Source organism: Subtercola lobariae (assembly GCF_014640255.1).
Taxonomy (GTDB): Bacteria; Actinomycetota; Actinomycetes; order Actinomycetales; family Microbacteriaceae; genus Subtercola; species Subtercola lobariae.
This window is the reverse complement of the sequence record NZ_BMGP01000001.1, coordinates 195,868-218,994: the sequence shown is the minus strand read 5'-3', so window position 1 is coordinate 218,994 and position 23,127 is coordinate 195,868. Positions and strand designations below refer to the sequence as shown.

Annotated in this window: 22 protein-coding genes; 7 read left to right on the top strand and 15 right to left on the bottom strand. The window is 66.1% G+C overall.

All coding sequences use genetic code 11. The annotated features are described in order from the left end of the window. The first annotated feature begins 6 nt into the window (after positions 1-6). The 6 genes from IEX24_RS01145 to IEX24_RS01120 all read left to right on the top strand — a co-directional run bounded on the left by IEX24_RS01145 (position 7) and on the right by IEX24_RS01120 (position 4,888). Entirely contained in the window at positions 7-474 is a 468-nt protein-coding gene (locus IEX24_RS01145) for an Lrp/AsnC family transcriptional regulator (RefSeq protein WP_188672385.1), read from the top strand. 109 nt (positions 475-583) lie between these two features. Continuing rightward, entirely contained in the window at positions 584-1,711 is a 1,128-nt protein-coding gene (gene pdhA / locus IEX24_RS01140; RefSeq protein WP_188672383.1) for a pyruvate dehydrogenase (acetyl-transferring) E1 component subunit alpha, read from the top strand. After that, the gene (locus tag IEX24_RS01135) at positions 1,708-2,748 is read left to right on the top strand and encodes an alpha-ketoacid dehydrogenase subunit beta (protein ID WP_188672380.1); all 1,041 of its coding nucleotides are present in this window, start codon (positions 1,708-1,710) and stop codon (positions 2,746-2,748) included. Before pdhA ends, IEX24_RS01135 begins: the two co-directional genes overlap by 4 nt. A 5-nt stretch (positions 2,749-2,753) precedes the next feature. Next, the gene (locus tag IEX24_RS01130; protein WP_203585960.1) at positions 2,754-4,379 is read left to right on the top strand and encodes a dihydrolipoamide acetyltransferase family protein; all 1,626 of its coding nucleotides are present in this window, start codon (positions 2,754-2,756) and stop codon (positions 4,377-4,379) included. A 43-nt stretch (positions 4,380-4,422) separates the two neighbouring features. Next, a complete protein-coding gene (locus IEX24_RS01125; protein WP_188672375.1) occupies positions 4,423-4,659 on the top strand; it encodes a hypothetical protein in 237 nt (78 codons plus the stop codon). Beyond that, positions 4,628-4,888, top strand: coding sequence for a hypothetical protein (locus tag IEX24_RS01120; protein ID WP_188672372.1), 261 nt, complete (start codon positions 4,628-4,630; stop codon positions 4,886-4,888). The genes IEX24_RS01125 and IEX24_RS01120 overlap by 32 nt, the downstream gene beginning before the upstream one ends. Before the next feature lie 61 nt (positions 4,889-4,949). Here IEX24_RS01120 and IEX24_RS01115 read toward each other — a convergent pair whose 3' ends face one another. The 9 genes from IEX24_RS01115 to IEX24_RS01075 form a co-directional block, all read right to left on the bottom strand. After that, positions 4,950-6,227 carry a type II toxin-antitoxin system HipA family toxin gene (locus IEX24_RS01115; protein ID WP_188672369.1) on the bottom strand — a complete coding sequence of 426 codons (1,278 nt, stop codon included), beginning with the start codon at positions 6,225-6,227 and terminating at the stop codon, positions 4,950-4,952. Further along, positions 6,214-6,450, bottom strand: coding sequence for a helix-turn-helix domain-containing protein (locus IEX24_RS01110; protein ID WP_188672366.1), 237 nt, complete (start codon positions 6,448-6,450; stop codon positions 6,214-6,216). The genes IEX24_RS01115 and IEX24_RS01110 overlap by 14 nt, the downstream gene beginning before the upstream one ends. Positions 6,451-6,588: 138 nt before the next feature. Then, on the bottom strand, positions 6,589-8,133 hold the full coding sequence (locus tag IEX24_RS01105; RefSeq protein WP_188672363.1) for an FAD-dependent oxidoreductase: 1,545 nt from the start codon (positions 8,131-8,133) through the stop codon (positions 6,589-6,591). A 144-nt stretch (positions 8,134-8,277) separates the two neighbouring features. Beyond that, positions 8,278-9,261 (bottom strand): ABC transporter substrate-binding protein, encoded by a 984-nt coding sequence (locus tag IEX24_RS01100; protein ID WP_188672360.1) that lies wholly within the window; start codon positions 9,259-9,261, stop codon positions 8,278-8,280. Positions 9,262-9,430: 169 nt separating this feature from the next. Next, entirely contained in the window at positions 9,431-10,303 is an 873-nt protein-coding gene (locus IEX24_RS01095) for an ABC transporter ATP-binding protein (protein ID WP_188672357.1), read from the bottom strand. Continuing rightward, a complete protein-coding gene (locus tag IEX24_RS01090) occupies positions 10,300-11,109 on the bottom strand; it encodes an ABC transporter permease (protein ID WP_188672354.1) in 810 nt (269 codons plus the stop codon). The genes IEX24_RS01095 and IEX24_RS01090 overlap by 4 nt, the downstream gene beginning before the upstream one ends. Next, positions 11,106-11,984: an ABC transporter permease gene (locus IEX24_RS01085; RefSeq protein ID WP_188672351.1), complete on the bottom strand. Its 879-nt coding sequence runs from the start codon at positions 11,982-11,984 to the stop codon at positions 11,106-11,108. Before IEX24_RS01085 ends, IEX24_RS01090 begins: the two co-directional genes overlap by 4 nt. Then, positions 11,981-13,156, bottom strand: a complete 1,176-nt coding sequence (locus IEX24_RS01080) for an alpha-hydroxy acid oxidase (RefSeq protein ID WP_188672348.1) — start codon at positions 13,154-13,156, stop codon at positions 11,981-11,983. The genes IEX24_RS01085 and IEX24_RS01080 overlap by 4 nt, the downstream gene beginning before the upstream one ends. Continuing rightward, positions 13,156-14,064: a fumarylacetoacetate hydrolase family protein gene (locus tag IEX24_RS01075; protein WP_188672345.1), complete on the bottom strand. Its 909-nt coding sequence runs from the start codon at positions 14,062-14,064 to the stop codon at positions 13,156-13,158. Before IEX24_RS01075 ends, IEX24_RS01080 begins: the two co-directional genes overlap by 1 nt. Positions 14,065-14,256: 192 nt before the next feature. Here IEX24_RS01075 and IEX24_RS01070 point away from each other — a divergent pair, with 192 nt between their 5' ends. Beyond that, the gene (locus IEX24_RS01070; RefSeq protein ID WP_188672341.1) at positions 14,257-14,958 is read left to right on the top strand and encodes a GntR family transcriptional regulator; all 702 of its coding nucleotides are present in this window, start codon (positions 14,257-14,259) and stop codon (positions 14,956-14,958) included. Positions 14,959-15,075: 117 nt separating this feature from the next. Here IEX24_RS01070 and IEX24_RS01065 read toward each other — a convergent pair whose 3' ends face one another. The 6 genes from IEX24_RS01065 to paaE form a co-directional block, all read right to left on the bottom strand. Next, positions 15,076-16,803 (bottom strand): FAD-dependent monooxygenase, encoded by a 1,728-nt coding sequence (locus tag IEX24_RS01065; RefSeq protein ID WP_188672338.1) that lies wholly within the window; start codon positions 16,801-16,803, stop codon positions 15,076-15,078. Next, positions 16,800-17,756, bottom strand: coding sequence for a TIM barrel protein (locus IEX24_RS01060; RefSeq protein ID WP_188672335.1), 957 nt, complete (start codon positions 17,754-17,756; stop codon positions 16,800-16,802). Before IEX24_RS01060 ends, IEX24_RS01065 begins: the two co-directional genes overlap by 4 nt. A 32-nt stretch (positions 17,757-17,788) precedes the next feature. Next, on the bottom strand, positions 17,789-18,949 hold the full coding sequence (locus IEX24_RS01055) for an NAD(P)-dependent oxidoreductase (RefSeq protein ID WP_188672332.1): 1,161 nt from the start codon (positions 18,947-18,949) through the stop codon (positions 17,789-17,791). Continuing rightward, a complete protein-coding gene (locus tag IEX24_RS01050) occupies positions 18,946-20,829 on the bottom strand; it encodes a dihydroxy-acid dehydratase domain-containing protein (RefSeq protein WP_203585961.1) in 1,884 nt (627 codons plus the stop codon). The genes IEX24_RS01055 and IEX24_RS01050 overlap by 4 nt, the downstream gene beginning before the upstream one ends. A 148-nt stretch (positions 20,830-20,977) precedes the next feature. Beyond that, entirely contained in the window at positions 20,978-21,760 is a 783-nt protein-coding gene (locus tag IEX24_RS01045) for an enoyl-CoA hydratase/isomerase family protein (RefSeq protein WP_188672329.1), read from the bottom strand. An 84-nt stretch (positions 21,761-21,844) separates the two neighbouring features. Beyond that, positions 21,845-23,125, bottom strand: coding sequence for a 1,2-phenylacetyl-CoA epoxidase subunit PaaE (paaE, locus tag IEX24_RS01040; protein ID WP_188672326.1), 1,281 nt, complete (start codon positions 23,123-23,125; stop codon positions 21,845-21,847). Positions 23,126-23,127: the final 2 nt, after the last annotated feature.

Sequence of the window (23,127 nt, the reverse complement as noted above, 5' to 3'; positions counted from 1 at the left end):
GAATGGATGACCGTCGACCGCGTTGATCGCGCCATCATCGCCGAGCTGAGCATTGATGCTCGCCTCTCGATTCGCACGCTCGCCGACCGAGTGCACATTTCGCGCACGCAGACGCACAACCGCGTGCAGCGTCTCATCGCCGACGGAGTGCTCACCAGCTTCGCCGCTCAGGTCGATCGTAAGGCGCTCGGCCTCAACGTGACAGCGATTGTGATCGTGAAGATCGGCAACGTGCCGTGGCCCGGAATGGCCGCTGCGCTGGCCGAACTTCCGTTCGTCGAACGGGTTCAGGCGGTGAGTGGCGACATCGATTTTGTGCTCACCGTGAGCGCGCCCGACAATGAGCAACTGAGTGCGGTCATCCTGTCTCAGATTCACGACATGCCCGGCGTAGTCTCCACACGATCGCACGTGATTCTCGACGAAAGAGTGGGCACGGCGCCCGGTGCGGCGCCGGACGTTTGGCCCGTTTAGGCTGCCCCACGAGAGCCGAATGGCTCGCAGTTTCGGCCGGCTCGGGCCATCTGTCGCGACCCTCCCGCGGACCATAGCGCGGGCTCTCGCGGTGCCCGAGCATTGCTTCATGAGCGACGACGTTGTAGTGCCCCCGCTTCCCACCACGAAGCCGATTCGACTGATCGCCGAAACCGGTCGGGCAGTCAAGGGCGCTCAGACGGCCGGCTTCGCCATGCCGAGCGTCGAGACCCTTCTGGGGCTCTACCGGCAGATGGTTCTGGCCCGCCGGTTCGACGCCCAGGTCACCGCCCTCACTCGTCAGGGCCGACTCGCCACCTACCCCTCGGCGCTGGGCCAAGAGGCGTGCGAGATCGCTGCCGTGGCGTCGCTGGCCCCGAACGACTGGCTGTTTCCGACCTACCGCGACACCATCGCGCTGCTTACGCGCGGTGTCAGCCCGGTGGAGATTCTCTCGTTCTTTCGCGGTGACTGGCACACCGGGTTCGACCCGCACGCGCACCACATCTCACCGCAGTCGACGCCGCTCGCCACGCAGGCTCTGCACGCCGTAGGCCTTGCCACCGCGGCGAAACTGAAGCACGACGACGTTGTCGCGCTGACCTTTCTGGGTGACGGATCGACCAGCGAAGGCGATGCACACGAGGCGTTCAACTTCGCTTCGGTGTGGCAATCGCCCACGGTCTTCGTCATTCAGAACAACCAGTACGCCATCAGCGTGCCGTTCTCGAAGCAGTCGCATGCCCGAACGCTGGCTGACCGGGCAATTGGGTACGGCATGCCGGGCTATTTCGTCGACGGCAACGATGTCGCCGCGATGTACGCCGTGATCACGGCTGCCGTCGAACGCGCTCGAAGCGGAGGGGGCCCGACCATGATCGAAGGTCTGACCTACCGCATGGAGGCGCACACGAACTCCGACGACCCCACGCGCTACCGCGAGAAGGGCGAGGTCGCCGAGTGGCAGGGGCGCGATCCGGTCGACCGGCTGGAGAAGTACCTGACCGCGGCCGGCGCACTGACCGACGATGTACGAGGCAGTATTGCCGCAGACGCCGAGGTTCTGGCTGCTGCGACGAGGGGTGCCATGAACGAGACTCCGGTGCTCGATCCACTCGAACTCTTCGACCACGTGTACTCGGCCGAACGGCCCGCGTTACTCGAGCAGCGGGCGTTTCTCGCCCATGAGCTCGCCCAGACCGAACAGACTCTCACCGAAATGGCAGGCCGCGCATGACGCTCATCGACGAGACCGCGCCGGCGGTCATCCACTCACCGCAGGCTAAGAACGAGCCTGCCGCAGCGACCTCGATCAGTATTGCCGGGGCGCTGAACGCTGCGCTACGAGACGCTCTGGCCGAAGACCCGAACGTGGTGGTGTTCGGTGAAGACGTGGGCCCGCTCGGCGGTGTTTTCAGAATCACGGATGCCCTGAATGCCGAATTCGGCGAAAACCGCGTCTGGGATTCCCCCCTCGCCGAGTCGGGCATCGTGGGAACCGCGATCGGCATGGCGATGTACGGGCTGCGCCCGGTGATCGAGATGCAGTTCGACGCGTTCGCTTACCCGGCCTTCGAGCAGATCACCTCGCACCTCGCGAAGATGCGCAACCGCACCAAGGGTCGGGTGACGCTGCCGATCGTCATTCGCATTCCGTACGCGGGCGGAATAGGCGGGGTCGAGCACCACTCCGACTCGTCGGAGGCGTACTACACGCACACGCCTGGTCTCACTGTGGTGACGCCGTCGAACCCGGCCGACGCCTATTCGATGCTGCGCGAGGCCATCAGAAGCGACGACCCGGTGATCTTTCTCGAGCCGAAGAGCCGGTACTGGGCGAAAGACACGGTGTCGCTGCCGGTAGAGACCCCGCCGATGAACCGCGCGGTGGTGCTGCGCGAGGGAACCGATGTGACGCTGCTGGCCTATGGGCCTACGGTCAAGACCGCGCTGCACGCCGCCGAATTAGGCGCTGCCGAAGGGTTGTCGATCGAGGTCGTCGACCTGCGCAGCCTGTCGCCATTCGACGACGAGACCGTGGGGGCGTCGGTTCGCAAGACGTCTCGGGCTGCCATCATGCACGAAGCCGCGCAATTCGGCGGGTACGGCGCCGAGGTTGCCGCGCGGGTCACCGAGCGGCAGTTCTTTCACCTCGCCGCACCCGTGCTGCGCATCACCGGGTTCGACATTCCCTTTCCTTCGCCCAAGCTCGAAGAGCACTACCTGCCGACCGCCGAGCGTGTGCTCGCGGCCCTCGACACTTGGGAATGGTGAGCACCGTGACCGACCTTCTCGCTCCTGTTTCGGCTTCGGCCTCCATTACCGCCACCGCGCTTGCGCGCGAATTTCTGCTGCCCGACCTCGGTGAAGGTCTCGAAGAGGCCGAAGTGGTGTCGTGGCTGGTCGCCGTGGGCGACGTGATCGCGATCGATCAGCTCGTGGTGGAGGTCGAGTCGGCGAAATCGATCGTCGAGTTGCCGTCGCCGTACGGCGGGCGTGTCGAGGTTCTGCACGCGGCCACGGGGCAGGTCGTGCAGAAGGGGTCACCGCTCATCACGGTCGTGCCGGTAGATGCGCTGGTGGCTTCGGGCGCTCCTGTTGCTCCGACCGCATCGGCTGCCCCTGGTGGTCCCGCGGCTCCGGATGCTCTCGCGCCGGCCGAAGGCGCCGACATCGTTCCCGGCACAGCGCTGCGGCCTGCGGCCGCGTCTGATCCCGAGCCCACCAGTTCGGGCGCGGTGCTCGTGGGTTACGGAACCAAGGAGTCGACGGTTCGCCTGAAGCGCCCCGAGGGTGGCCGTTTCGGCAATCGTGTGGCGGCGCCGAGTGGATCGGCGTCTGCGCCGTCTGCGCCGGCGTCCGCATCTGCGTCTGCGCCGAACGCAGTTGCCACCCCGGTCGAAGACGAGCTGATAGATGGATCGCGCCAGTCACCCGTCGTGTCGCCGATCGTGCGCAAGCGCGCCCGTGAGAACGGGTTCGATGCGAGTCACCTGCTCGGTTCTGGGCGTGATGGGCTGGTCGTTCGTGATGACGTGGAGGCGGTCATCCGGCAGCGTAAGACTGCACCGACGACAGTCGCAGCAACAGGCGCATCCGATGTGGCAACAGCGGATTCGGCGCCAGCCCGGAATGCCGACGCGCTAGCCAGTTCCGCATCGGCAAGCGCTTCGGCGACCGTCGTCGTGCCGTCGGTCGCGAGTGTCATCGGCGGCGGAGATGTGCGAATTCCGATCACCGGGCTGCGCAAGCTCGTGGCCGCGCGGTTGAGCGAGTCTCGCAGGGTCATTCCCGAGGCGACCATCTGGATGGACGTCGACGCCACCGAGCTCTTCACCGCGAAAGACCGGCTGCAGAAGTCGACCGGTGAGCGGTTCAGTCTCACCGCCCTCATTGCGCGTTTTGCGGTCGCCGGGCTCAAGCAGTACCCCATTCTGAATTCGTCGGTGAGCCAAGACGGCCGCGAGATCATTCAGCACGGGTCGATCAACCTCGGGCTGGCTGCGCAGACTCCGCGGGGGCTGATGGTTCCGGTGGTGCACGGTGCCCACGACCTGACGACGCGAAAGCTGCGTGACGCCATCGCCGACCTCGTCACCACGAGCGAGAAGGGCGATTTCGCGCCAGCGACGCTCAGCGGCGGAACCTTCACGCTCAACAACTACGGCGGGTTCGGCGTCGACGGCTCGACCCCCATCATCAACTATCCCGAGGTGGCGATGCTCGGAATCGGGCGCGTACTCGAACGCCCGTGGGTGGTCGACCACCAGTTGGCCGTGCGCCGGGTCATGCAGCTCTCGTTCGTGTTCGACCACCGCGTGTGCGACGGCGACGTGGCCTCGGGCTTCTTGACCTACGTCGCGCGCTGCATCGAAGAGCCGCTGTTGTTACTCGGCAACGTCTGACGTAGATCTGGCGTTAGTTGAGTTTTACTTATATTCTGGAGACATGGCGCAACCCCTTCTCCCCCGCATCTTCGGCGCCGGCAAGCTGCCGGCCGTCGTTCGAGACGACATTGCGACCGAAGTCGTGCTCTTTCGAGTCGAAGGCATCTGGGTGTCGGGTGAAGGCTCGTTCAAGAGCCCTGGCCGCTCGCAGGGTGCCGGGGTGCGGATGCACTTCGGTGCTTTTCGCCGTAACGTCGACTCGAATCGTGGCCACGGTCGGCAAGATGAAGCTCGCTGACGCCCCCTTCTCGGTCGACACGCCAGGGTCAGCAGCGACTCTCGCGCTCGGCGCCGACGGGTTGCACTTCACCATCGACGTCGGCCGCGCCCTTCCCCAGGGCGAAGGCACCTTCGATATTCACTGGCGAACCAGTGTGCCCGACCTGACGCTCGCGGGCTTTCCGGGCCGAAGCATCTCGCTCGCCCCCGGGGTCGAGGGCACGCAAAACCTCTTGCGCTGGATGTAACGTCGGTCGCGGCTGTGCCGCTCAATCGACTCGTCGGAACCGACATGCCAAAGCCGACGTGTCAAAGCCGACGTTTCGACTCGCTGATTTCAGCTCCGGCTCTCAGACGCGTCACGTTCCACTGCACGTGCGTGACCATGCCCGGCGATGCTCCCTTCGGCGGTTCGATAGCCGACACCGCATCAGCTAACGTGCTCAGCGTTTCGTCGACAATCGTCTCCGCGCGTCGGCCAGCAACAAGCCCCCATGAGGCAACCTCGGCGAGTATTACTTCGACAGATAATCTTCGATGGTCGAAAACGCCGTTTACTGCGAGGGCAAGATCCCACTTCACAAGACCGTCTTGAAACAGATTGGGTAGGGCGTCGTACACCTGCGCCAATTCGGTGCCACTCTCGAGATGCATGAGGGCGACGTTTTTCGCATGGGCATCGTTATCGCCGATTGAGACGGCATAGGTGAGCTGACGAATCCACTGATCAACCGCAGCATCGCCACCCGGTATGGAGCCCAGCAGCTCGGCGATGCGACGAAGCGTTGCCCTTTTCGGGTCGGCCGGCCAGGTCGCATCTTGAAACTTCACATCGGTGTTGCGCCAGTCCAAATCCATTGCTTGTGCCAGGTCTTCTTGATGCAGAAGGTGAACCTCCCCGGCCTCGACGGTGCGGTCGAATCGTTCGATGGCCAGATATTTCGTTGTGCCCGCCGTTCGAATCTCACTGTGGTACCGCGATAAACCGATTCGGCGAGTCAGTTCATGGCTGTAGAACTCGTCAAAGAGTCGACTGGGCCGCGACGCGACCTGTGGTTTCAGGATGTACGTGGAGTGCGCACGAGAATGGGGATACGCCCACGTGCCATCGAACTCGGCGACCAGAACTTTCGGTTGATAACCCGGCAGCGTGGAGCGACTGTCGTCGGGAATACCTTGGTCGCTGTCTTTAAGCGCTTGTTTCAGTCGAACCTCAAGCATGCGCTCTGAGAGGGGTTGGTAGCTCGGCTGATACGAGAGGGCTTCGTCAGCACTGCGCAGAGAAACCGCGCCCGCAATCGAACCGCCGAACTCTCGCAACAACGCGAAGAGGTCACCGGGGTCGATATGCCGCTTGGCCGCCATCTGTTCACGATGGTTACCTTCAGGAACGTAGCCCCCGAGAAAATTCGACACCGCAGCGACCGGTGGACGACGCCCGGGAAGGGTTGCGAACGACTCACTCAACAAGACGCCATCGTTGTCAAAATTCGCGTCTACCTCCAGCGCAACTCTGCTTCGATCTCGCGACACAGGTTCGACGACGCCCACGAGGCGGTCGTGAACGAATAGCTCAAGGCTCGGCACGGTCGTCTCCGTAGTGCAGCGTGATAGAGATGCCCAGCTCATGAAGCACGCGAAAAAGACGCGTCGTGTAGGTATTTGCCCTGCCAGATTCCAGCTCGACGAGATAGTCCCGGGAGAAAGCCAGGCGCTCAGCGAGGTCGCTTTGACTGAGGCCCTGATCGTCTCGCGCCGCTTTGATGACCGCAGAGATGTCGGCGGGTTTGCGAGCAGGAAGGGAGGGCATATTGTCTCCGTTGTGGGAATATCACCACAATAGTACATGTGGGGATATTCCCACAATGCTCGATGTGGGGATATTCCCACAGTGCACAATGTGGGAATATTCCCACAAAACGTGTTGCCCGGGGGCCCGCGGAGCATGTCAGCGGGTGGCCAGCGCCTCGGCAGCGGCCACGCGGCCCGCGATACGGCCCGAGTAGAGCGCCGGGCCGAACATCGTGCCCTCGAGACCGGCGACTCCGTTGATGGTGCCGCCCGCCATGCCTGCCACCTCGCCCGCGGCGAAGAGTCCCGCGATGGGTGAGCCCGCGCCATCCAGCACCCGGCAGTCGAGGTCGGTGCGCACGCCGCCGAAATTCTTCTGCGCCATGGGAAACATCTGCACTGCGACGATGCCGCCGGGCCCTACGGGGCTCAAACCGGCAAGACTGCGCCCGGTGACCGGATCGGTTTCGAGGCCGTCGGCCAGCGCCTGGTTGAAGGCGGCGATGGCGGCGACGACGCGCTCGACAGGCAGGCCGGCCCGCTCGGCGAACTCGGCCGGTGTGTCGGCCAGAATCACGTAATTCGACTCACGCCAGAACTCCGCCGTGGTCACCGGGTTGGGGCCGGCCGGCCTGGCGTAATACTCATTGTCGATCAGCAGGATGCTCGGCAGCTCTGAAGCGTCGAAAACGTTCCAGCAGGTCTGACCCGGCTGCTCGAGCAGAGCGTTCGTGCCCGAATGACCGCCCCGCTGCACTTCGTCGGAGAAGCGATCGCCGTCGAGATTGAACCAGAGCTCGGTCGTGGCGCCGCGAATTCCAAGTCCCCGTGACCCCGAAGCGTCTTGCGGATCTGGCGTTCCGGTGGGGTACACCCAGATGTTCTGCAGCGAGGCGAATTCTCCGCCGGCCTCTCGAACGAGCTGATGCCCGCTGCCGGTGGCGGTCTGAGCGCCCCCCGACAAGAAACGCGGCAACGCGGCGAGCCGAGGGCTCAGCTCTTCGAGCATGCTCCGGTTGTTGACGAAACCCCCGGTGGCGACGATGATCGCCTCGGCCGAGAGCTCGTCGAAGTCGGGCGACCCTGTGACGCGCACCCCTGCGATGCGAGCACCATTCGTGCTGCGAGCGCCATCGCCGCCCCCGTCATCGTCACCGTCACCGTCGTCGCCGTTTTCACGGCCACCGTCACCGCCCCTGACCACGTCACCGTTGTCACCTCGCACGAGCTCTACCACCGCGACCCCGGTGAGCACAACAACGCCGAGCACCCGCAATCGGTCGAGCAGAGCATCCACGATGCCCGGCCCGAACGTCACCGGAATATGCCATCTGGGCACCGAATTGCCCTCTGCGAACTGCGGAACGTTCCAGCGAATACCCATGCCCGAAAGCCAGTCGTGCACGTCGGCATTGCTGTCTCGCAGGTACGCCTCGGCCCACGTCAGGTCGGCGCTCGGGCCACCCATGCGCTGCCAGTCGGCGAGGGCGAGCTCAACACTGTCGTCGACGCCGAGGGCGGTCTGCTCGGGCGTGCCCACCATGCAGCAGGCCGCACCGCTCATCACCGAGGCGCCGCCGATCGTGGAGTTCGCGTCGAGCACGATCGTTCGCGCTCCCCGCTCGGCGCTCTCGACCGCGGCAGAGAGCCCGGCCACGCCTGAGCCAACTACCACCACGTCGTACTCGCGATTGGTCACCACTGACATTCTCCTTCGTTGTGAGCATTCGTTGTGAGCGTTCTTTGTGTGCGCGGCCGCCGAACCGGCACGCCCGCAGCTGGGTGCCTGAAACGGGCATCCACTGGCCGCTATGCGAAACCACGGCGAGTGGATGCCCGCCACCTGCTACGGCGTATAGAGAATGCCGCTCGAGGTCAGGTTGTTCGGGTTCTGGCCGTACTTCGAGTACAGCTGCAGCAGTTCGTCGTACTTGTCTGCCGTGACCTCGGTGGCCGCGTAGGCGCCGAGGGCATTCACGGGCGGAACAGCGGTCGACAGGCCTGTGTTGGGCACGAAGTTCGCGGTCTCTTGCTGATTGCTCTGTGCGTATGCGTACGACTCGAGCACCGCGGCCTGGAATGACGACACGATTTGCGGATTGGCCTTCATGTAGTCTTCGGCGCCGATGAAAACCGCGCCGGGCGTGCCGGGCAGCGACTGGTCAGGCCCGATGTAGTTGAACAGTTTCAGACCGGGTTCGGCGATCGCTTGCGCGAGGAAGGGCTGTTGAAGCAGCCCGACGTCAGCCGAGCCCGCCTTGATCGCATCGGCGATGGAGGTCAGTGGCGTCTGCAGAATCGTCAGCTTGGAGTAGTCGCCGCCGAACTTCGTCACCGAGTCGGCCTGAACAGGGTCGACCAGAGCCGACTGCGCCGCGATGATCTTCGCACTCGCCAGGGTCGAGTCGGTGTAGTCGCTTCTCACCACGAAACCCTGAAACTGGGAGTCGCTCGTCGGAATGATGTTCGCCGCGCCGACCACCTTGATGGGCAGCCCTTGCGCGACCGCCGCGACCACCGGGGCGAGGCTGGCCATGCTGAACTGGTTCTGACCGCTCACAACTTGGGGAATCGCGACCGTGCCGTTGGTGAGAACTGAGAGCGTCACGTCGAGGCCGTGCTCGGCGAAGAAGCCCTTGTTCACGCCCAAGTACATCGGCACGCTGGTCGTTGCTGAGGGGCTCACCGCAACGTTGATCTTGGTGAGGGCGCCGCTGGCACCCGGGGTGCTTGCCGCCGAGCCGGAGTCGCCTGAGGAGCTGGCGCATCCGGTCATAAGAAGGGCTGCGGCTGCCAGTATCGCGGCGGCCGCTGAAATTCGATGCTTCATTGGATCTCCATTTCACAAGTGGTGCTGTGCTGTGTGGTGACGTCGTGCGCGGCAAACGGGCACGACGACGAGCGCTCTGTGCGAACAGTGCGCTGCTACGCCGATCAGTCGACCGGCGCTGTACGGTGCTGGCGGGTCGGCTCGACGCCGACCGGCCTTCAGGTGCTGACTACGGCGAAGGCTCACCTACCGGGCGGCGTACCGCAGTGAGCACGGTGTTCCGGAGTTCGACGAACTCCGGAAGCGATTTGGTGACCAGTTGGTCACGCTGACCGCCGAGCTTCACGTCGACGACCTGGCGCACGCTGGTGGGCGATCCACTCAGCACGATAACGCGGTCAGACATGTACACGGCTTCGTCGATGTCATGCGTCACGACCACGATGGTCATGCCGTACTGCTTCTTCAGCGCCAGAATGAGGTCTTCGAGGTCGGAGCGGGTCTGGGCGTCGACGGAGGCGAACGGCTCATCCATGAGCAGGGCATCCGGCTGGTAGGCGATCGCCCTCGCGATGGCGACGCGCTGCTGCATGCCGCCCGACAGCTGCCAGGGGTAGTGCGAGCCGATGTCGCCGAGGCCGACCGCGCTGAGCGCCTCGGCCGCGAGCCGCTTCTGTTCGTCTTTCGACAGCTTCTTGCGGCGCAGCGGCAGGGTGACGTTCTTCTCGATGGTCATCCAGGGCATCAGCGAGCGGCTGTAGTCCTGAAAGACCAGGGCGAGGCGTTCGGGCGGCCCGGTCACCTCGTCGCCGTCGAAGAAGATCTCGCCCGAGGTCGGCAGCATCAGCCCGGCGATCGTGCGCAGCAGCGTGGTCTTGCCGGCGCCTGAGGGGCCGACGATAGCCACGAACTCTTCGGGCGCGACATTGAAGCTGACGGATGCGAGCACCCGCTTCACGACCCCGCGGTCGCTCGTGTACGACTTCGAGACGCTGCGCACCGACATGCGTGGTTCGGCGGTGAGGGTGGGGGTGCTGGGGCTGATCCCGGCGCTGCTGCCGGCGCCGGCGTTGGCCCCTCCCGAGGTGAGTGTGTCGCTCATCGTCTGTTCCCTTCATACATGGCCCGGTGCCAGCGCAGCACGCGCCGTTCGACGAGCTCGAAAATCACATTCAGCAGGTAGCCGATGATGCCCATCAGAATGAGCCCCGACCACATTCCGGTCAGGTCGAAACCGGCCTGCGCCTTCAGCAAGAAGTTGCCGATGCCGTTGATCGACACCACCATCTCGGTGGCGATCACCACGATCACCGAGATCGAAAGCGACACCTTCATGCCGGCCATGATCTGCGGCGAAGCACTCGGCAGCACCACCCGAAAGAGCCGGTCGCGAAACCGCAGTCGGTACGAGAAGACGGTGTCGCGAATCGTCAGATCCTGACTCCGGATGCCGTCGACCGTGTTCAGCAGAATCGGCCAGACCGCGCCGAAGATGACCAGCCCGATCTTCGTTTCGATACCCACACCGAGCGCGATCACGAACAGCGGAATCAGCGCGAGGCCCGGAACGGCCCGCACGAACTCGAGCAGCGGAGCGAAGAAGCGGTTGACGCTGGGCAGCAACGCGAACACGACGCCGAGCGTGATGCCGACCAGTGTCGCCGCGGCGTAACCGAGGAAGAGGCTCGAGAGGGTCGGCCAGATCTCAGCGGTGGCACCGCCGAGTAGCCAGGTGTGCACGAAGCGATCCCAAATGGTCGCAAGCGAGGGAAAGTAGAACGACGGCTTCTGCGCCGAGAGTATCCACCACGCCGTCACACCGATGACGGGAATGATCAGGCCGACGAACGGAAGCAGCAACCGCCTCGCGTTGATCGATCGGCGGACGCCGAGGGTTTCGGCGCTCATGAGTTCGCTCCTCGGCGAGACGGGTGCCAGTACATGGCGCGGCGTTCGATGAACGTGAAGACGCCCGTGATGATGAGGCCGATGACGGCTGCGGTAATGAGGTACACGAACGACGACGCAGCGAGTCCGTTCGCCTGTTTCACGCCGATCTGGTAGCCGAGGCCCGGTGCCGAGGCGATGATCTCGATGCCGATCGCGACGAGCAGACTCGAAACGGCGGCGAGTCGCAGGCCGGTCGCCAGGTACGGGCTCGCCGTGGGCAGGTACAGAAACCGCACCCGGTCGCGCCAGCGAATGCCGTACGCCGAGAACGTTTCGCGGGCCACCGGCTCCACGGCGCGAATGCCGTAGACCGCCTGCAGCAGCAAGGGCCAGACGCTCGCGAACACGATCAGAATGATCTTCATTTGGTTCGTCGATCCGTAGAGCAGCACGGCCAGAGGCACGAGGATGATCGACGGAATCGTTCGCATGAAGTCGACCGTCGGCGTGGTGAGCCGCCGCAGAAACGCCGTCGAGCCGATGAGAAGACCCACCGGAATCGCGATGATCACCGAGATGGCCAAACCGACGGCCCAACTGATCATGGTGTTGGCGATCGCCACCCAGTAGGCCTGCGTCGGAACCGTTTCGACAGCCGTCGACCAAAACAACCCGAGCGTGGGCCACGAGTTCTGCCCGAAGACGCCCGAGGTCGCGGCGACCTGCCAGGCCACGAGGCAGAGCACAATCAGCAGCACGATCTCGATCGTGCGCCGCAGCCGGGTGGGCTTACGGCTTCCGGATGCCCGGCGAGCCGTACTCCGATGCCGGCCGTCTGGGGCCGCGCTTCCAACCGCGACCTCGGCGGCAGCCGAGAGGGTCGACGCCGTCATGATCGCACCGTGCTTTCGGTGATGCACGAGCGGCTGATGGCGGCGATCGTGGGGGTGCCGATGGTGCCCATGGTGCTGACCAGCTGGCGCCGATAGAGCTCGAGCAGTGAAGCGAGCCCGGCCGATCCGCCCGCGGCGAGCCCCCAGACCACGGGGCGGCCGAGCAGCACTGCGCGGGCGCCGAGGGAGAGCGCCACGACGACCTCTGCGCCGTGGCGAAATCCGCCGTCGACGTAGACCTCGGTCGCTGTGCCGACGGTCGCCGCTACGACTTCGGGCAGGGCATCCAGCGTGCCCCGCGGAGTGTCGAGCGAGCGGCCGCCGTGATTCGAAACGATGACCGCTTCGACTCCGTGTTCGGCGGCGAGGGCGGCGTCTTCGCCCGTCATAATGCCCTTGAGAATGAGAGGCAGGGTGGTCTGCTCGCGAAGCCAGGCGAGGTCGTTCCAGGTGAGACTGGCGTCGTGATCCCAGGCGCCGCCGGCCAGATGAGCGCCGCGAGGCATCACGTACATCGGGCGTTCGGCGGCCACGCTCTGCACTCCGGCGATCATCGAGGGGCCGAGCAGGGGGCGCACGGGCAGATCGACCGTGATGCAGAGGGCCGAGCATCCGGTGGCCTCGGCGTTGGCGATGAGACGCGCAGTGCGTTCGCGATCGGCGCCCCAATACATTTGAAACCAGGTGGTGCCGCCCACGGCCCGCACGTCTTCCATGCTCTGGCTCGAGCCGGCGCTCAGCACCATCACGGTGTCGGCGTCACGGGCGCCGATGGCCGTGCCGACCTCGGCCTCGGTATGTGAGAGGTTGTGCAGGCCAGAGGGCCCCACGATGATGGGCATCGAAATCTCGTGGCCGAGCACGGTTGTCGTCGTGTCGATGTGGCTCACATCGACGAGAACCCGTGACCGCAGCGCCCAGCGGGTGTGCGCGGCAAGATTGGCGGCGATCGAACGCCCAGAGCCTGCGCCCTCTTGGATGAACGCGCGGGGGCCCGGCGCCCAGAGCGCTTCAGCGGCCTGCTCGAACTCTGCCACGCTGACGAAGGTTCGTGCGGCGGCGACGGCGGCGGCCTTCGTCTCGGCGTCGGCTGCGCTCTCGGCGAGGGGGCCGAAACGTGTTGCATCGGGCACCGCCTGCCGGGCATCCGAAACCGCCTGCTGGCTGCTCATCAGCGAATCTTCTCGTCTCGAATCGGCGTCTCGAGCACGCCGAGGCCGCTGATCTCCATGCGCACCACGTCGCCCTCGAAGAGAAACACGGGCGGGTCTTGAAAGGCGCCGCAGCCGGTGGTGGTTCCGGTCATGATCATGTCGCCCGGCTGAAACTCGATGACCTTGCTGAAGTCTTCGATGAGGCCCGGAATGTCGACGATCATCTCGCTGCTATTGCCCACCTGTCGCAGGTCGCCGTTCACCCAGCAGCGCAGATCGAGGTTGTGCGGGTCGGGAATCTCGTCTTTCGTGACCAGCCAGGGGCCTGTCGGGGCGCCGGTGGGGATGCCCTTCGCCCGGGTGATCTGCGAGAACATCGGGTGCAACGCCATATCTTTGAACGCCATATCGCGAGCGGTCACGTCGTTGCAGATCATGTAACCGGCGATGTGCTGGTAGGCGTCTTCGCGAGAGATACGAAACCCGCCGCGGCCGATGACAACGGCGATCTCGGTCTCGTAGTCGAGCTGCTGGGTCTGCTGCGGCCTGACGAGTGCGTCGTAAGGGCCGATGACGGTGTTCGACGGCTTGAAGATGAGTAGTGGCTCCGACGGCGACGGCGCGTTCTTCTTGCCGGCCGCCTCGTCGACGTGCGACTGGTAGTTGCCACCGGCGACGATGATCTTCGGCGGGTTCGGCACCGGCGGCCCGAGGCGCACCTCGCTCGCGGTCACTGTTTCGGTCGCCTCGGGCAACGCCGCCTCGATGATGGGCTGCAAAAAGTCGAGCATCGAGATGATGTCGTTCGTCGAGAGGTTCGTGAACCCCTGCGAGACGAGCAGCGGGCCGAGCGGCACGATCTGGCCGTTGTCGAGAAGGATGCCCGGCGCCTCTGCGCGAACTGCTCCGTAGCTGACGATCTTCACGAGTGTGCCTTTCTCTGGGGCAACGCGTGCTGACTCTGGGGTCAACCTCGGTGCCACGTTGCATTCGAACTGATGCCATCTTACAGACATCAGAGATATATTTTGGTTATTCAGAGAAAATTAAGTATGAATGCCAGCAACGTTGGGCCGCGCTGATATTCTGCTGAGACATTTACCGTGAGGAAGTCAGCCGTGGAGCACAGAAAGACCATCGAGCTTGCTCCTACACCCGTGGCGGCCGAAAAACTGCTCTCGCTGACCGACCAGGTCTACGAGCGTGTGAAGCAAGAAATCATTGAGGCGAAGTGGCGGCCGGGCACGATTCTGCTCGAACCCGAACTCGCTGCGCTGTACGGAGTCTCGAAGACGCCGGTTCGAGAAGCGCTTCGATTGCTCGTACAAGAAGACTGGGTGGTCATTCTGCCGCGCAAAGGCTATCTCGTGCGGCCTCTTCGGCTCGGTGACATCAGCGAGATCTTCAACCTGCGCCTGATGATCGAGCCCGCGCTCTTCGCCGATACGGCGCGCAATGGGGGCGCCGCCGGCGTGACCGAACTGACCAGCAGACTTTCGGAACAGCGTGCGGCAGAAGGCGACCTGCACGCCTCACTCGAGGCGGCTCGGCTCTTCCACTTGGCCGGAGCGCAGCTCGCGCGCAATCGCCGCGCCGAGAACATTCTCGAACGATTGCTCGCCGAGGTGCGGCGGCTGCACCACCTCATGCCCGACGTGGAGTCGCACATCACCTCCTCGGTCGAGATCGATGCGCATGCCGCGATTCTGCACGCCATCGAGTCGCGCGACGAGGCCGCGGCATCGGAGTTGATGCGTGAGCATCTCGCCGAGGTGGCGCGCACCATGCTCGACGCGTTCTCGGTCATCCGCATCGACTAATGCGTTCGCCGGCTCCGCGCAGGGTTGGTGTCGGCTCGACCCGTCTGGGCCTTCGTGCTGGCGCGTCTAGCCCGGCTAGCGGCCGAGCATGGTCGCCGTCTAAAGCGTTGAACCCGGCTAGCGGCCGAGCACGGTCGCCCGCTGAAGTGGCGCACCGACGATGCCGGTTGCGAGTAGCTCGGTAATCGCGTCGCTCAGCGGGCGCTCGGTGCCTTCGTCGTGAGTGATCCAGGCGACATGGCCGTCGGGGCGAATGAGTCCGGCTCCGACGTCGCCGAAATCGTAGCGTTCGGCTAGCGCAGCGTCGGCCGCGAGCAGGGGGCCCGAGCCGATGCGCACCGTTTGCAGGGCGAGGTTCGGCGGCAGGGCGGCGGCGGCTTCGATCCAGGCGTCACCGTGGGGGGCGACCACGAGCGTCAGGCGGCCCTCGAAGAGGTCGTGCGTCGACCGCTCGCCCCTCTGCGTCAGAACTCGAGCATGTGGGGCGCGGGCGCCGAGGGTCAGACGAGTGAAGGAGGGCCGGGCATCCGGAGCGGGCGCGGCAGGCACCGCGGGGGTCGCGGTCGCCGAGGGGGTCGCGGTCGCCGCCGGGGTCGCGTACGTGAAGCCAAGGTCTTGGTCGAGGGGGTCGACGTGCCCGGCCTGCTCGGCGACGAGGCGCACGATTTCGGGGCGATCGTTGGCCGCGAGCGCCTTCTTCAACGCGATCATGCGCTTGGCGTTCACGCTCGACCACTCGGCGTTCGAGCGTGCCACCAGCTGCCGCTCGCTCTCGTAGCTGTCGAGCAGCGAGTCAGGTGCGACCCCGCGCAGCACCCAGGCGAGCTTGAAGACGAGGTTGTGAATGTCGGCGAAGCCGGTGTTGATGCCGAATCCGCCGGTCGGTGGCAGGGAATGCGCGGAGTCTCCGGCGAAGAAGACGCGGCCGACGCGGTAGTGCTCGAGCACGTCGGCGCTGATGCGAAAGGTGGCGCTCGAAACGACATCGACCGTCAGATCGTCGACACCCACGGCCGAGCGGATGAGCGCCACTGCCTCATCACACGTCAAGGCGTCTGGGCGGGCATCCGTCACCGGGCGTTGCACAATGGTCACCCACCGATCGCGCCCGCCGGCCGGCGCAATGCCCACGAGCGAGTCGCCGCCCGTCTGGGTGTAGTACATGATGGCGGGCCTGTCGGCCGTATACGCACTGAGGTCACCGCGCCAGTACACGCTCTGCCAGTACGGTGCCGGGCGACCGTCGCCGAGCGTCAGGCCGAGCAGGGTTCGCACGCGGCTGCCCACCCCGTCTGCAGCGATGAGATACGACGAGTGGATGCTCAGCCGCGCTCCCCCGGGCCCGAGCACGGTCGCGATGACACCATCTGCCACGTTTTCGACCCCGACAACCTCGTAACCGCGAAGTACGTCAACCGCTTCGCACTCGATCGCGACCTGCCCGTCGAGAACCGCTTCGAGCTCGTCTTGAGCAACGCGATACCGCTCGGCGCTCGCCCAGTCGTCATCTCCCGCCGGGCCCGGGGGCGTTCGGGCGATCTCTTCGCCGCTGAGAGCTTCAGTGTAGATGAACCGGTGAGTCTCGCCGGGCATCGACCGCGCTCGGAGAGCCTCGTCGAAGCCCCAGATGCGCATCAGTTCGCTGGCGCGAAGGCGTATTCCGCGGGCCTTCGGGTGGTGGCCGAGCTCGGTTTTGCGTTCGAGCACGGCGCCGGTGAGGCCGGCGCGCTGCAGAAGGAGGGCGGCAGCCAGGCCAACAGGGCCTGCTCCGACCACGAGCACGTCGACGTGGGCGGGAACGGATGGCCGTTCCTGTTCTGCTGCTGAACCGGGGGTGACGTTCATGCGCTGTGGTCTCCTTGCGGAACGGGTTCACGCAGCGAGCGCCACAGTTCGGCGGGTCGCGCGAGGGCCGCGAGTTCGTCGGGGCCTGGGGTGTACTCGAGCCCGATCATCCCGTCATACCCGGTGATGGCGAGGGTGTCGAGGGTTTCGCGAATCGGGATGGTTCCGGTGCCTGGCCTGCCTCGACCGGGGTCGTCGGCGAGTTGCACGTGGCGTACGAGGTCAGCGTGCGCGGCGACGAAGCTCGCCGGGTCGGTGCCGGCCCGCGCCAGGTGGTAGACGTCGCTCAGCAGACCGATGTTCGCTTGCTTCGAGGCAGAACGCGCGCGACGAGTGACCAGCACGGCATCGTCGGGGTCGGTGAGCAGGTAATTCGCATGGTCGAAACGGTTGAGCTGCTCGATCACGACACCTGCGCCCACCTCGTGCGCCTGGTCGGCGAGCACAGCGAGTCGTTCGGTGAGGCGCGCGAGCGTGTCGCCGTGTTCGGAGCCGGCTGCGCTGCGGTCGCCGATCCGGCTCCCCAATAAACGCGGGTCGCCTCTGTGCGCCCCTGCGCCGGGAGCGGCCGCTCTCGCGGCTCGGGCCGAGTCGCCTCTGCGTGCCGATGCGACGGGAGCGGCTCGGGCCGAGTCGCCGACGAGTACGTTGATGTGGCGCGCCCCGGTTCGTTCTGCGAGAGCGAGCACCGACTCCCAATTACGCCAGAACGCGTCATCGGCGCCCACGACTCCGGCCAGGCCGCGGCCGCCGTACTGGGCGTCGCCCTCGCAGACGTTCAGCAACAGCAACTGCGTGCCGGCGGCCTCGAGCGAACCGGCGAACGCCGCTAGCTCGCGGCGCGATGCAACCTCGTGGGCCCACGGCCACCACGATTCCACGCTCTCATAGCCCAACCGCCTCGCGAGGGCAGGCCGCTCGAGCAGCGGTACGTCGGCCAACAGAATCGACATCGACAACGAGAACGGATGCTCGTGCATCCCCATCACGGCCGTACCCCGGCCGGCGTGGCCGACGTTTCTGCTTCGGCCCGCGGTTTGGCGGCGGCTTCGCCACGTGCGCCGGTCGCCTCTGCCGCGCTCGCGGTGGCGGCCGCTCCTGCCGAGGCGTCTGCTCGGTAGAGCTCGATGAGGGCCGCCGGGTCGGAGTCGCCGAGCCCCGCTTGCGTTGCGTCTGCGAAGAGTGCCACCGTCGTCGGCAGCAGCCGCGCACTGACGCCGGCATCAGCAAATGCCGCAGCGATCATCGTCTGCACGTGAATCAGACCGCCAATGGATGCGCCCCGGTTCGCGAAGTCGCCCCGCAACGCGAGCGGCAGCTCGCGGGTCAGCATGGTGCTGGCCGCCCATCCGGCACCGAGCACTGCCGTCGCGACTGCAGCATCGACGCCCGAGGCGCGCAGCAGAGCGGCCGCTTCGGCCGCGGCCGCCATGTGCACGCTCACCAGCAACTGATTGACGAGCTTGAGTTCGGCGCCCGTACCCACCTGGCCCGTGACATGAGTCTCACGCGAGTACACAGCGAAAAGGTCGAGCACGTGCTGCGAGAGAGCGGAGGTCGTCGGTGCAGCTTCGGCTGCGCTGGCCCCCGCTGCGGCGGCCACTCCTGCGCCGGCCTCAGCTGCACCGGCGACTCCTGCGCTGGCCACTCCTGCACCGGCCACCCCTGCACCGGCCATGATGACGAGGGTGCCGTCGGCCGCCCCTTCGGGGCCGCCCGTGACGGGTGCGTCGATGAACCGCGCGCCGCGATCTGCAGCGACGCGAGCGATGCGCCGCGCGAGACCGGGGCTGAACGTTCCGTGTTCGATGAACACCTGACCCGAGCGGCCGTTACTGACGAGTGCGAAGGGCTTTGCCGGGCCACCGGCCGCGTCTGCGGTATTGCCGATCTCAGACCGCGAACCGGGGGCGCCCAGGTAGACCGAATCTACAGCCGGGTCGTCGAGCAGGCAGCCGAGCACGATGTCGCACCGCTCTCCCACCTCTCGGAGGTCTGCTGTGCACTCGGCTCCCGCGGCGATGAGATCGGCCGCCTTCTCCGGGCTTCGGGCGAAGACGAGCACGTCGATGCCGGCGCCGAGCAGGCGGCGAACGATGTGTGACCCCATCACACCCGCGCCCACGAAACCGATGGGGGCGGTCACGACGTGACGCCTTCGAGTGCAGGTGCTCGCCCGCCGGAGAAGTCAGCACGCAGAAAGTCGAAGTCGCAGCCCCGGTCGGGTTGGAGCACGTGCTGGTAGTGCAGCCAGGAGAATCCGCGACTGGGGATGCTCGTGGTTGGTGCACGAGATGAGCCGGCGGCATCCGACGCAGCCGCAGACGGCGCGCTCGAGTGACCGCTAAGCGTCGCGGCCCTGCGCGCAGCGAGCTCGTCATCGCCCACGAGCAGATCGACGCGCCCGGCCTCGACGTCTACTTCGATGAGGTCTCCGTCGCGAACGAAAGCCAGCGGCCCACCCACGGCCGCTTCGGGGGTGATGTGCACGATCACTGTTCCGGTGGCGGTGCCGCTCATGCGGGCATCCGTGAGCCGCATCATGTCGGTGACGCCGGCTTTCGCGAGCTTGGCGGGAATGGGAATGTGCCCGACTTCGGGCATGCCCATCGCGCCGCGCACGCCGACTCCACGCAGAATCAGGATGCTCGACGCATCGACCTCGAGCGCGGGGTCGTCGATGCGGGCATTGACGTCGGCCACGCCGTCGAAAACCACCGCGCGGCCTCGGTGCTGCCGCAGCGCACTCGACGCGGCGCTCGTTTTCAGCACGGCACCACCAGGGGCAAGGGTTCCGGTGAGCAGGGCGAGCCCGCCGCCCGCGGGCGCGACCGGGTCGGCGAGGGTTCGAAGTGCGGGCACGGGCACGGCCGGCGCTCCGTTTCGTCGTTCGACGGAGCCGCCGCCCCTCGAGCCGAGATTGCGGGCGCCGCGGCGCGCCGGCTGGGCACTGCCCTGAGCCGCTTCCGTGACGGTGTCTGCCCAGGATGCGCCCGTCACGGTGGGGCGCGAGGTGTCGAGCAGCGGCGCGAGTTCGCGCACGAGGGCAGGCACCCCGCCGGAGCGCTCGAAATCGGCGAGCAGGTAGCGGCCGGAGGGGCGCACATCGGTGAGGAGGGGTGTCGTGGCGGCCCAGGTGCGAAGGGTATCGACGGTGAGTGTGAGTCCGGCGCGCCCCGCGAGGGCAACGAGATGGATCACGGCGTTCGTCGAACCACCGAGCGCGCAGACGACGCGAAACGCATTCTCGAGGGCAGCGAGGGTCACGAGGGTGGAGGGCCGGGCATCCCGAGCCACCACGTCGACGATGAGCTCACCGGCGCGTTCGGCCAGCGTGTTCTGCGCCGCACTGGTGGCCAGCAAAAGTGCCGCCCCGGGCACCGCGAAACCGAGCACCTCGGCAATGGCGGCCATGGTGGTGGCGGTGCCGAGCACGTTGCAGGTGCCGACGCCCACGTTGAGATCGCCCTCGAGTTTCAGCCACTCGTCGTCGCCGAGGCGGCCGATGCGGCGCTCGTCGATGAGCGGCCAGACGTCATCGATGGTCATCGGTTCGCCGTGCCAGCACGAGGTGGGCCGCGGGCCGGCGGTGACCATGACGGCGGGCTTGTCTGCGCTGAGGGCGCCCATGAGCTGAGCCGGAACGGTTTTGTCGCAACCCGCGAGCAAAACGACGCCGTCGATGGGTGAGGAGGAGATCATCTCTTCGACATCCATCGACATCAGGTTGCGCAGGTACATGCTGGTGGGGCGCGAGAACGGTTCGCTGAGTGAGATGGTCGGAAACTCGAGGCCGAGGCCGCCGCGGCTGGCGATACCGCGCTTGACCGCTTGGGCGAGCGTCGCGAGGCCGGCGTTACAGGGGTTGAGTTCGCTGAAGCTGGTGCAGATGCCGATCACCGGGCGTCGGCGCACCTCGTCGGCGGAGAGGCCCTCGCCGCGCAGAAAAGCGCGGTGCAGCAGGCCGTCGGGGCCGTCGTCGGCGAACAGCGATGCGCCGCCGCGAACGAGATCACGTTGCGACATTCTCCGCCTCCTGACAGCCCTCCGACACTGGTGCCTTGCGGCCCGGGCTTCTCATACACTATAGAAATATCTCTGGAATGTCTAATGTGGGCTGAGCGTTCGGCTCGTGTCAGGGATCGAGGTTGCGCAGACGCGTGTGCGGGCGCGGTCAGCGCGCGGGTGTGCCGTGGAAGACCGGCGACCGCTTCTGCTGGAAGGCCGCGAAGCCTTCGCGGTAGTCGTCGGTCAGGCAGAGGTCGCCCTGGGCGCGGTTCTCATCGGCGAGCGACGTCCACAGTCCGATGCGGTCGTCGCGGATGCTCGCGATAAGTGCTTTGCTCGCTAGAAACGCCTCGGTCGCGCCCTGCGCCACGCGGGCGACCTTCGCGCGAGTGAACGTGAGCAGATCATCCGCCGGCAGCACGCGGCTGAAGAGGCCGGCAGCCACGGCATCGGCGCCGCTCATCAGCTCAGCCGTGTAGATGAGGTCGAGGGTGCGGTGGGCGCCGAGGCGCTCGAAGAAGAGGGCGTGACCGCCGGAGTCGAGGGTGGCGCCGAGGTTCGCGAACGGCGAGCCGATCTTGGCGGTGTCAGCCACGTAGACCACGTCGGTGGCGACGAGCAGACCGAGCCCGACGCCGAGGCAGGCGCCGTGGGCGGCCGCGAAGGTGGGGGCCGGAAAGGCGGCGATCTGGCGAAGGAGCGGGGTCACGACGGTGTCGAGGTAGCCCCGCGCGTCATCGGTGGCGGGGTCGACGTTCGAGATGTCGCGCCCGGCGCAGAAGGCTCGGCCCTCGCCGCGCAACAGCAGGGCGCGCACGCCCGCGTCGGCGGCCGCCTTCAGGGCCGCCGAGAGCTCGGCGATCGCATCAGCGTCGAGCGAGTTCAGTTTGCCCGGGTCGTTGAGAGCGATCTCGGCGACATCGTCAACGATGGTGAGTGAGACAGTCATGGGTTCTCCTCGGTGAGAATCGGATGTGCGACCAGTGCTGAGCCGATGGTCACGCGCATGGCGAGCGCACGAGCATCCATTCGCCTACGCGTCGTAGTTGACCGAGACGGCGTCGCTCGTCGGAATCGCCTGGCAGGTGAGCACATACCCGCGCGCCAGTTCTTCGGGCTCGAGCGCGTAGTTCTCGACCATGTCGACGGTTCCCGAGGTGACGACGGCCCGGCAGGTGCCGCACACTCCCCCGGCGCAGGCGAACGGAACATCACCACGCACACGCAGGGCGGCGTTCAAAATGCTCTCATTGCTGTGCACCGGGCTCGTGACCGTTGCCGTGGTGCCGTCGAGGGTGAAGCTGATGGTGTGCACGGCCTGGTCTGAGCCCACCTCGACGGGCCGCCCCGCCTGACCCGCGGGGCGGTCGGGCCGCCCCGTGGTGAACAACTCATACCGAATGGCCGAGATGTCGACTCCGAGGTCGGTGAGCGTGTCGCGGCAGAGCTGCACGAGGTCGAACGGGCCGCAGATGAACCATTCGTCGATGTCAGACGGTCGGATGAGCGTGCCGAGTATCTCGCGAAACTTCTCCGCATCCAGCCTCCCCGAGAGCAACTCAGAGCTGCGACGTTCGCGGGTGAGCACGTGATAGAGCGCGAGGCGCGCGGGGTAGCGGTCTTTGAGGTCGGCGAGTTCGTCGACGAACATGGTGTCCATGGCCGTGCGGTTCGAATAGACCAGCGAGAACTGGTTCGCCGGGCTCGCCTGCAGGGTGCTTTCGATCAGCGCCATCATGGGCGTGATGCCTGAGCCGGCGGCGATGCCGACGAAATGCGTGGCAGTGGCGAGGGTGTCTAAGTCGGTCTGCGATGTGAACCGGCCCTCGGGGCTCATCACCTCGAGCTCCATACCTGCCGCGAGGTTCTCGACGGCCCAGGTGGAGAACACGCCGCCGAGGTCACGCTTGATGGCGACCTTCAGCTCGCCGCGCACGGGCGCCTGGCAGATCGAGTAGCTACGGCGCACGTCTTCGCCTTCGACGGATGTTCGAATGGCGATGTATTGACCGGGCGCGTAATCGTAGGCGTCGGCGAGCTCGTCGGGTACGTCGAACGACACCTCGATGGAGTCGTCGGTGAGTGGGCGCACCCGCGACACGGGCAGGGCGTGGAAGGTGGCGCGGCGGCGGGCGGGTGTGGCTGGGTCGTCGGCAGCGCCATCTGCGGCGAACGTTTCGTCGGCGGGGGGCCCATCGGTCAGCGCGCCGTGATCGGCGGCGCGACCCGTCTCGGCGACCTCGAAAGCCGCGTCATTGTCGAGTTCGCCGACGGTCTGGCCGGCCTCATCGGTGGTCGTGGGGGTACCGCTCATGG